The following is a 10,294-nucleotide window of genomic DNA, read 5'->3' as shown; positions in this document are numbered from 1 at the left end:
TGGCGGCGGTGTGCGGGTGTACTCATGGTTAATCGACTCTTATGATGGAATGATAAGGCATTATCATCGCACAAATTTTTCATGACGACACTATCTAGTCAGTACGATTTCATTTTTACTGGGTGTCAGGAGTGGAATAATTTCCCGATGTTCATCTATTGCTTTCATACCGTCGCCCCATATGCTTTTTAATAATCCGCGTTGTTCTGGGGTCATACTGCCGGGCTGAGCGGTATAAAAAACGGGAATATTCAAATTTCTGGCAACACTCAATAGCAGGCAAATGTTGCCAGTGACACCTTTTATCGGGCTTGTTTCAGCTTCAAAAAAATCTACAAAGTATTTTTGCATGTCATGGATCAACAAGGCTGCGCGATGCCGATCAGGGAGCCAATTTGCTGTAGATTTAGGTAAATCAGCATATTTAGGCAATGGGTACGGTAATATCTTTTCCATATTGTGTCTCTTGCTTGCTATGCACTAACAGCTACCTAATGCAGCACCACCATCCACCAGCAAAGTCGACAACGTCGTTTGGCTGGATTCTTCACTGAGGTAGAAACAAACCGCTGCGGCAATTTCGTCTGATGTGGCAATCTTGCGAAGTGGGATACCAATGCGAAATTGCTCTGGATTACCGTACAATGTGTGGTTTTTATCGTCTTCATTTTCCCACATACCGCGCAGCATAGATGTGTCTGTTGAGCCAGGTGCAACGACATTGCACCGAATTCCGAATGGCGCGACTTCTAATCCCAGTGCATATGTAAAGGCTTGGGCTGCCGCTTTTGAGGCACAATATGCGGCCATCATTGCTCTGGGTACTCGTGCGGCATTTGAAGCAACAGTCACGATGCTGCCTTTTTTCTGTTCCCTCATATCACTGGCTGCGGCTTTACTGACATTGAATACCCCCGTTGCATTAACAGCAAAGATATTGCGCCATGCATCGATATCGGTGTTTTCCACCGAAGCATGGTGTAATACCCCCGCGCCATTCACCAAATAGCCAACGGGGCCGAGTTGATTTTTGATTGCAAGAAATGCGCTGCCAACTTGTTGAGGTTCGGCAACGTCCACGGGAAAACCGATAATAGGTTGAGAATACTCATCGCTCAGTTTGTCCACCAGAGATTGCAACGCATCGGCTTGCCTATCAATAAGGGCTAAAGTTATTCCCTCCACTGCCAGTCGTCTGGCGATGGCTTCACCGATACCACCACATGCGCCGGTAACCACTGCAACATATTTTTTGTCAAATTTCATCATGCCTCCTGATTCATTGCCCATTGTTTAATAAGTTCAATTGTCTGTATTTTGTTCAATCGTGGGTCGCATAGGATGTTTGATAATTCGGGTTCTTCAGGTTGAAAACCGCAACCAAAACACTCAGCGATATCTTCAGCCGTTGTTTCTAAATGAATACCGGCACAGCAAGCGTGACGTTCGGCTAACTGGATTTGAAAATGAGTCACTTCATCCACCATCTCTGCAAAAATTCGTTGTTTATTTCCATTCGCTGTTTTTGTTGTATTGCCATGCATGGGATCACACATCCAAAGCACGGGGATACCTGTCTCCAATACAGCATCAATAAGAGGACTGAGTTTATGGATATGTTTATGACCAAAACGGGAGATAAATGTCAGTCGTCCGGGGATTTTTTTGGGGTTGAGTTTTTTGCATAATGCAGTGATTAAATCAGGGGAGACTTTATCGCTGATTTTACAGGCTACGGGGTTATCTACATTCGATAACATCTCAACGTGAGGGCTATTTAAATCCAGGGTACGAATGCCAATCCAAGGCCAATGGGTACTCCCAAGGTATCTCCGCCCATCAGACGTGGTTCTCAACTGAGAATATTCGTAGTCCAACAATAAGGCTTCATGGCTTGTCCAGACCTGTAAATTCATATCGGGTCTGCTTCGAATATAATCGTCAATCGTAGTCAGGGTCTGTGAAGCGGCGTGATAACTGAATAACATCCGTCTGGGATCATTGATTCTGGCATCCTGAACCGGTTCCGGGCTATTTACGCAATCGCCTCGCCACACAGGTAACATCGTATTCCCGTATTTTTCAGTTGCATTAGAGCGCGGTTTTGCATATTGGCCGGCTATGCGGCCAACTGTGATCACAGGCTTATTCAGCAAAGTAGAAAAAATGTCTGATAGGTTATGTAAAAAATCAATTTTTGGAATAACCGATTGTTGATCACATTCGATAATCCGTTCGGCGCAATCACCAACTTGAATTATGACCGCTTCATGTAACCAAACTTTTTCCAATTTATTATAAAGATGTGTCAATTCTTCATAGTTAATTAATGGTGGTAATTTCAATAACTCTTTTTTTATGGTGGATAATGTTGCCGAGTCGTTCCAAATAGGTTGCTGCCAAGAAGAATCAAGAGTTTCTAATGTGGCCATCTGACTAATACTCCACGTTTAATTAAGAGTGAATTCATAATTCACAATCGAAAACACATTACCTATTAATAAGCAAGGCAGTCGTATAAGCTTTTTTAAAAAGGTAGAATAAATACGAAATTCTGTTGTATTTAAGTTAAAATGATAAATTCTGACATCAAATTAAACATGACTCTATATAAATAGATAATCATCATTCGCATGGCATTAATCATCCATAACTTACCTGCACTTTGTCAATCACCTTAATAGGGTTATTTTACAAAATAAATTCAATGCATTGTTTATAAAGGATTTAAATTTAAACTCAGATGAAAAAATAAACAAATACTTTCCTTTTAGAAATTATTTGACTGATTTTAGGATTGCGTTGTAGACTTTGTTTTATCAGTATCCTAGGCAATAGAAATAAATAAAAATGAGCGCACCTTGATCAAGATCATTTTTCCAATACCTATTAAACATGTTATTTAATATTTATTACCCTGCCTTATAATAAATATAATGAGGTCTTCTGCATGATTGAAAAACAACTTGAGCAGTTGCATACCATACCAAATGCTTTGAGTGAAATAGTCAGTAAACACTCAAATAAAACTGCGTTAATATTTAATTCAGAAACATTATCATATCGTGAGCTTTGGGAGAAATCAGCTCAGATAGCATTTGTTTTACAAAAAATGAAAGTAAAAAAAGGAGATAAAGTCGCAATTAAAATAACTCGCAGCCTTGAATTATATTTGGTGATGATAGCGGTAATTCGACTGGGTGCTATTATTGTTCCGTTAAACAATACGTTTAACAATAACAATCCAGAACAGTATATAGCAGATTGCACCAAGGCTGCTGATATCAGTTTATTGATTTCAAATGTTGATAATAATATAACAAAATTAAAAACAAAGGGTTCACAAATACATTATCCCGTTATCGCAGTAGAAAACCTGATTTCTCAAGCTCGCGATTTGGATCACATACCAACAAAATTTGAAACCATAACCGAAACGTTAGTGGCGACAGACCCGGTGATGATATTGTTGACGTCAGGCTCAACCGGTAAACCCAAGAGTGTGATTATCCGTCATTGTGGGTTAACCCGCCTTGCAATCCCCATCAGTCAGTTAGGTAATACAGACCGTGACCGTTATTTACAACTTGCAGAACCCTCATTTGCTGCAAGCGCCAATGAAATTTGGCTAAGCCTTCTGACCGGCGCCACACTTGTTGTTTATCCCAAAGATGTTCCTGATTTGGCCGAAATCGATAACATCATTAGCCATCAGCATATTTCTATTCTTGCCTTGTCCGGCGGGCTGTTCCGATTATTTGTCGAAGTTTCTCCTGAGACGTTACATAAACCTGATAGTGTCATCGTTTCAGGTGATTTTGTTAACCCCAGACTGTTTTCAATGGCGGCCAAAGCAGGTAAGGGACGTATATTCAATGGCATGGGATGTACGGAGAACTCAGCTCTCGCTTCTGCTTATCAGGTGCTACCCGATGAAATACTTGATGCTGATTCGCCAGTTCCTGTCGGCTACCCGTTACCTCTCGTCAATATGGTCGTACTGGATGATAATTCAGAACTTTGTGCGCCGGATGTACCGGGGGAACTTTGTATCAGTGGCGCTGGGCTTGCGGAAGGATATTCAGACCCTGAATTAACCGCTGAGCGTTTTGTCTGGCTGGATCTTAATGGTCATCATGCGCGTTATTACCGCACTAATGACCAAGCTAAAAAAGATAAATCCGGCAATATTACCCTACTGGGACGCAATAACCACATGTGTAAAATTCGTGGCTTCAGGGTCGAAATCACGGGAGTGGAGCATACACTACGCTCACACCCTCAGATAGACGATGCCATTGTAATAATAGAACAAACGGATAATGAGTCCCTGTTACATGCCTGTTATCTGAGTCAATCAGGTTCGCTATCCAACACGCATCTTCGCGAATTTATGAGTTCAAGGTTGCCGTCATACATGGTTCCAGAACGGTTCACACAGGTTAATTCTTTGCCGATGAATAAAAATGGGAAACGCGACCGAAACCAAATGGCTCAACTGATTACTGATGGGATGCACAAACAACGAGATGACAACATAACATCAAAAATTCTCTCAATATGGGAAGGGATCACGGGTCACAAGCACCTTGACCCAGCGACTTCGTTTTGGGAACAGGGGATAAATTCCCTTCACCTCATCAAATTAGCCTCTCTTATCAGTAAAACACTCGATATTCATGTTTCATCTGCCGATGTGTTTTCAGTGGATAGTGTCGAAAAATTAGCAGCTCAGTTAGAGAAAAACGGCTTGGAGAAAAAAAATGGGCAATGAATCATTGAACCAAGTAGCAAAGGATACTTTGGATAACAGAACATCCTTACCCAGCACACAAGGCCAAAAAGGCTTATGGTTACTTGATCAGGTATTGAGCCAACCCGAAAGCTACAACATTCCCTTACTGATAGAAATAGGCACTCAGTTAGATCACCGTTTGCTGGAAAAAGCAGTCACTCAATTTGTTGAATTCACGCCGGTTTTACGTACTCACTTTACATTTAATCAAGATCAGCTTTATCAAGTCATCGAACCACCTGCCCACATTCATATTACACACAAAACTATCACTGAGGGGGCTCACCCAGAAGAAGTGATTCAACAAATGGCGTCAAAACACTATGATTTGGCAAAAGGGCCATTATTTGATATTTGTCTGATAACCGGAGAATTAGCACAGTGTTGGTTGGCGTGTTGTTTTCATCATATTATCGTTGATGCACCGTCAGTGACTATTGTTATAAAGAATATTCTCGAATGCTATGCCCATTTGGTTGAAAACCGAGAATTTCATTATCTGAAAACGAGTGCAGATTATCTGGCGTTCACCCAATGGCAGAAAGCGCAATTAACCAAACCTGAAATTTCCACCATGAAAGACTATTGGAAGGAGGTGCTTACTCCGTACCCTTCTACAATCGATCTCCCAACTGATTACCCCAGAAAGGCGTGCAAAGGAACCAAAGCAGGTTATTGTCATTTGACACTCAGCCATGATGACGCATTGAAAATATCCAGCCAGGCAAAAAATCTTGCCATGACCCCTTTCATGTATATGACCATGTGCTGGCAGTTTTTGCTGTATCGTTTATCTGGTCAAAAAGATATCACCATTGGTATCCCTTTTGCTCTACGGGATAACCGTGAATTTGAAGAAACTGTGGGATATTTGGTAAATACGTTACCATTTCGATCTCATTTAGATTTAAAGAGTACCGTGAAGCAGTTTGCAGTATCCGTTCGTAACCGCTTTATTCAGGCACATTTTAATAAGCAATTACCGTTTACGGACATGGTTGCAGATACAGGCCAGAACTTTGGCTTAGATAACCCTGTTTTTCAAACATTACTTGTAAATCTTAATACCATCAATGATGCATTGAAGGATTTCCCTTACTCAATAAACGTCACTGAACAGTATATTCAATCCGCTAAGTATGATTTAACCCTATTTGTCGAAACGGGTACATCTCATCATTTGATCATGGAATTTAATGCTGAACTATTTAAAGACAGCACCATTCAATATTGGCTGGAGCTATATAGGCAAACAGCTTTATGTATGGGGGGATGGAGTGAAAAGACGTTAAGTGAAATTGAAATACTCACGCAAGATGAACAGCTATCCCTAGTCAATCGCTCAAGTACCCCATTCGCTGATATGAACACTCAATGCGTTATTGGTGAAATAGAGCAATATGCAAAAATTCACCCGGACAATATTGCATTAATAACACGTCATGGTCACTTGACTTATGGATGGTTAAATCACCGAGCCAATCAGATAGCTGAATTCATGCACAGAAGTTATGCTATCAGGGCGGGTTCACGAGTCGGTTTATTGCTAAGCCGGAACGAAGAGACTATTGCCGCTTTACTGGCCGTGTTGAAAACAGGCTCATCCTATGTTCCCATTGACCCGAATTATCCGCAGGAGCGTATTGAATATATGCTCCGGGACGCAGCAGTAGATTGTATCGTAACCACCCGCGAGTTTGCCACAACACTACCTGCGACCATCCATACAATCGTGTTGGATGAAACCGTATTTAAACAAGATGTTAGCTGGCAATCAGTGCAACGAAAGCCAGAAGATGAGTTATATGTCATTTACACTTCCGGTTCAACAGGACAACCCAAAGGGGTTCGTTTACTGAATAAAACACTGTCCAATCTTCTTACATGGCAAAAAGAGATCACTATTTGTGGTGAAGGTGATTGCACACTCCATTATATGTCTTTGTCTTTCGATGTTTCTGTACAGGAAATCTTCGGCACTTTATGTACGGGCGGAAAGTTATATATTGCCGATGAAGAGGAACGTAAAGACCTGCATCATTTGCAAGATGTCATTGAGTTAAACAAGGTTCGTCGAGCCTATTTTCCTTATGTGGCACTTCAACATTTAGCGCAATTGACCGTCACAAATAAAGCCCCGCTGTCAATGCTTGATGAAGTCTACTCAACAGGCGAACAGTTGGTTCTCACTGCTGACATTAAACATATGTTTAATGCCAACCGAAGACTGATTAATCTTTATGGCCCTTCAGAAAGCCATGTTTGTTCTGCTTATGTCATGCCGACAGAGGTATCTTCGTGGGGAGACAGTGCATCGATAGGGTATCCACTCCCCGGATTTACAATGCTTGTATTAGATGAACACCGGCGTATGGTTCCAGCGGGTGTTGCCGGCGAACTTTGGATTGTCAGTGATTTTATTTCCCCCGGTTACCACAACAAAGATCATGAAACTCAAGCACGGTTTTTAAGTGAAAACTGGCCAGGTGCATTGAGCCAACATGCGTATAAATCTGGCGATCTCATCAAACTCAACACCAATGGCTCATTGACATACCTTGGTCGCTTGGATAATCAGTTAAAAATCCGAGGATTTCGCATTGAACCATCAGAAATAGAAGCCGTTATCAATTCATGGGATGAAGTGAAAGTCTGTGCGGTTATTGGGAAAGAAATATCAGCGGGTAACAAAATTCTGGTGGCTTTCATCATCGCCACGGTGCCATTAGAACGCGTTGAACTGTTAACTCGATTACGTAGCAACCTACCGGATTATATGATCCCAAATGAGTTCGTATTTTTGTCCGAACTTCCCAATACCCCAAGTGGTAAGATTGACCGAAAAGCACTGCATAACATTGAAATAACTAAAATATCCGATGATGTTGAAAACAATAGTATTGAAGAAATTCTGACTTCAACCGAACAAACCGTGAAATTACTCTGGCAAAAAGTTTTTCCGAACAAGGCGATTAAACCAGAAGACAATTTCTTCAATATCGGCGGGCATTCACTGTTAGCAACACAGTTAGTGTATTTACTGCGCCAACAATTTAATGTCGATTTTCCGCTAAAATTACTCTTTAGTACGCCTACCTTACGTGACATGGCAGCTTCGGTTGATACTTATCTTAATAACGACAAAAAATCAGATGATGACATAACGAGTACATTTATTAACGATGCTTTCGTCCAACATGACTGGACTTATACGCGACAATTAAATCCGTCAAGAGACGGTAAGGTATTACTCACCGGTGCTACCGGTTTTTTAGGTATCTATCTGCTTCGTGCCTTACTGCAACCACTCACAGGTAAAGTCATTTGTTTAGTCAGGGCCGCAGATAATGAGGCAGGATTGAGCCGCATAATAAAAAATGCCCATTGCTATGGTATCGAACATGACATTGATTTTTCACGCGTTGAAGTTGTGGTGGGGGATATTGCCAAGGCGAAATTTGGTTTAACTGAGGCAGAATACCAGTCATTATCAGAAAAAGTATCTAAAATATATCACGCCGCCGCTTATATTAATTTTGTTCTCCCATACAGCTCGGTTAAAGGCGCGAATGTCGAGGGTATCGTCGAAGTCATTAATTTTTGTTGTCACCATGTGCGTAAGAAACTGGAGTATATTTCGACTGTTGCCGTATTTGCACCAGACTATCCTAAACAGCCAATAACGGAAGATAGCCCTCCTGACTACCCCAATTCACTCTCTATCGGCTATACCCAAAGTAAATGGGTGGCAGAACAGTATGTACAGCAGGCCAGATATCAGGGTGTTGATATCAATATTTATCGGATAGGACGGATATCAGGTGACAGTGTTACCGGGGCATGTCAAAAAGATGATTTTTTATGGCTACAAATCAAAAGTTTTATCCAAATGGGCATTGCACCATCCCCTGAATTGCTAAGTACTGACCTATTGCCGGTCGATTTCGTCAGTCAGGCCATTGTGGCATTATCAACCGCGAATAAGCCAGATGGGCAGCAAAACTTCCATTTATTTCATCCGGAAGGCACTGATTTTGCTCCAATATATCTGGCGATCAAACAAGCAGGATATGACGTTACCACCGCTTCTGAATCAGCATGGTTAGAAAAACTCGAACAAATGGTTGTCAATGGCGATGATGTGGCTTTGGGTTCATTAATCCACCTTTTTAAAGAAAATGCTTTGAATATTGGTCATAACACCTATAACAACCAAAGCACACGCGAGGCTATTAAAGCCTTAGGTCTCGATTTTCCAGATATTAATGTAAAAACGTTCTCAAAATTAATTTCTTATTTTATGGATACAGAAATCATACAGTCATATACCCATCCAACTTCAAGTTGCCGCTAGCAACCCTATGTGAGTGTTTATATCTCCCCGCGCAGCGGAGAGATATAAGACGCATCTTGAAAGGTGACGGCTATATAAACCTGAAAGTAAGCAACATGTAAAACACTAAGGAGAACCCATGTTTAAAGTTGTGTTCGATAAATATATAGAAGCTGTTTTGGAAAAATCACCCACAAAACTTGCCGCTCTATTTTGTGACGATGGTATTCTAAAGTTACCCTTTCGTACCAGTCGCGATACAATTGAGACGCAGTCACAGATACTTGAGCATTATTCCGCAAGTTTTGGTCAAGCACCCCTGATTTTTACGGCTGTTCAGGATGTAGAACTGTACGCTACAGATAATCCTGATAATTTTATCGTTGAATATCGGTTGAATGGTAAGACATTGCCAGATAAAAAAGATTTTTATTGTTTATATGTTAACGTATTTAAATTAAACAACGGTAAAATTAAAGAATTACACGACTATGAGGATGTTCTTAACCGAGCAGCCATTTTCTCTTAATTTTGGCCGTTCTTAATTGTAAATAAGTGGATATTTACAGGCCTGTTCCATCAAGGATCATTTACATTTGTAAAGATTTATTTATGGAACAGGCGGTTAACGCGGTTTCTTATTCAAGATTTAGGTGATAAAAGAACCCACATGAAAACAGATAATCAAGATATTTATGATACTGCCGTAACACCTTTTGAAAACGCATTAAGTCGGCTTCAATGTGTGCTTGTTGCAAGAAGAACCATCACAAACCCTGAAGGTATTTCATGGGCACAATATGATACTTTACATTTACTCCGACAATATCAGCCGATGAATCCTACTGTGATGGGTGAAAAACTCGGTTTTACTCGCTCTAAAATGTCTAAGATCCTGAGATTGCTGAAAGATAAAGCACTTATTAAACAAGAAGCGGGGGAAAATGATAAACGCGAACTGATCACCAAACTCAGCCCAAAAGGGCTCATATTTTTGCAGCGAGCCGAGTCCAGCAAACATAACATGGCTGATATTGTGGCATCTAATATGTCCCAAGGTGAAATCGCCATCTTTACCGAACTTTGCCATCGCGCCGCCGATCTTTTATATGCACAAACCCCCATTCGTGAAGAAGATTGAACATTATGCAACCCACTCTTTTATA

Annotated in this window: 7 protein-coding genes; 4 read left to right on the top strand and 3 right to left on the bottom strand. The window is 40.9% G+C overall.

Annotated elements, in window-relative coordinates:
• Window positions 1-90 precede the first annotated feature (90 nt).
• From Xkoz_RS06835 to Xkoz_RS06825, 3 genes are read right to left on the bottom strand one after another with little or no spacing between them, the layout of a single operon-like run.
• Window positions 91-456 carry an isochorismatase family protein gene (locus Xkoz_RS06835; RefSeq protein ID WP_244183420.1) on the bottom strand — a complete coding sequence of 122 codons (366 nt, stop codon included), beginning with the start codon at window positions 454-456 and terminating at the stop codon, window positions 91-93.
• Between the two features lie 24 nt (window positions 457-480).
• Window positions 481-1,266 (bottom strand): 2,3-dihydro-2,3-dihydroxybenzoate dehydrogenase, encoded by a 786-nt coding sequence (locus tag Xkoz_RS06830; protein ID WP_099141460.1) that lies wholly within the window; start codon window positions 1,264-1,266, stop codon window positions 481-483.
• Entirely contained in the window at window positions 1,266-2,432 is a 1,167-nt protein-coding gene (locus Xkoz_RS06825) for a 3-deoxy-7-phosphoheptulonate synthase (RefSeq protein WP_099141459.1), read from the bottom strand. Before Xkoz_RS06825 ends, Xkoz_RS06830 begins: the two co-directional genes overlap by 1 nt.
• 518 nt (window positions 2,433-2,950) lie before the next feature.
• Between Xkoz_RS06825 and Xkoz_RS06820 the strand changes: the two genes are divergently transcribed.
• The 4 genes from Xkoz_RS06820 to Xkoz_RS06805 all read left to right on the top strand — a co-directional run bounded on the left by Xkoz_RS06820 (window position 2,951) and on the right by Xkoz_RS06805 (window position 10,269).
• Complete coding sequence (locus tag Xkoz_RS06820; protein ID WP_099141458.1) at window positions 2,951-4,774, top strand: non-ribosomal peptide synthetase; 1,824 nt, start codon at window positions 2,951-2,953, stop codon at window positions 4,772-4,774.
• Entirely contained in the window at window positions 4,764-9,149 is a 4,386-nt protein-coding gene (locus Xkoz_RS06815; RefSeq protein WP_099141457.1) for a non-ribosomal peptide synthetase family protein, read from the top strand. Before Xkoz_RS06820 ends, Xkoz_RS06815 begins: the two co-directional genes overlap by 11 nt.
• Before the next feature lie 118 nt (window positions 9,150-9,267).
• Entirely contained in the window at window positions 9,268-9,657 is a 390-nt protein-coding gene (locus tag Xkoz_RS06810; protein WP_099141456.1) for a nuclear transport factor 2 family protein, read from the top strand.
• Window positions 9,658-9,798: 141 nt separating this feature from the next.
• Window positions 9,799-10,269 carry a MarR family transcriptional regulator gene (locus tag Xkoz_RS06805; protein WP_099141455.1) on the top strand — a complete coding sequence of 157 codons (471 nt, stop codon included), beginning with the start codon at window positions 9,799-9,801 and terminating at the stop codon, window positions 10,267-10,269.
• The last annotated feature ends 25 nt before the right edge of the window (window positions 10,270-10,294 follow it).

It is taken from the genome of Xenorhabdus kozodoii (genome assembly GCF_002632875.1).
Classification (GTDB): Bacteria; Pseudomonadota; Gammaproteobacteria; order Enterobacterales; family Enterobacteriaceae; genus Xenorhabdus; species Xenorhabdus kozodoii.
The sequence above is the reverse complement of the archived record's forward strand: the minus strand, read 5'-3'. Positions and strand labels throughout refer to the sequence as shown.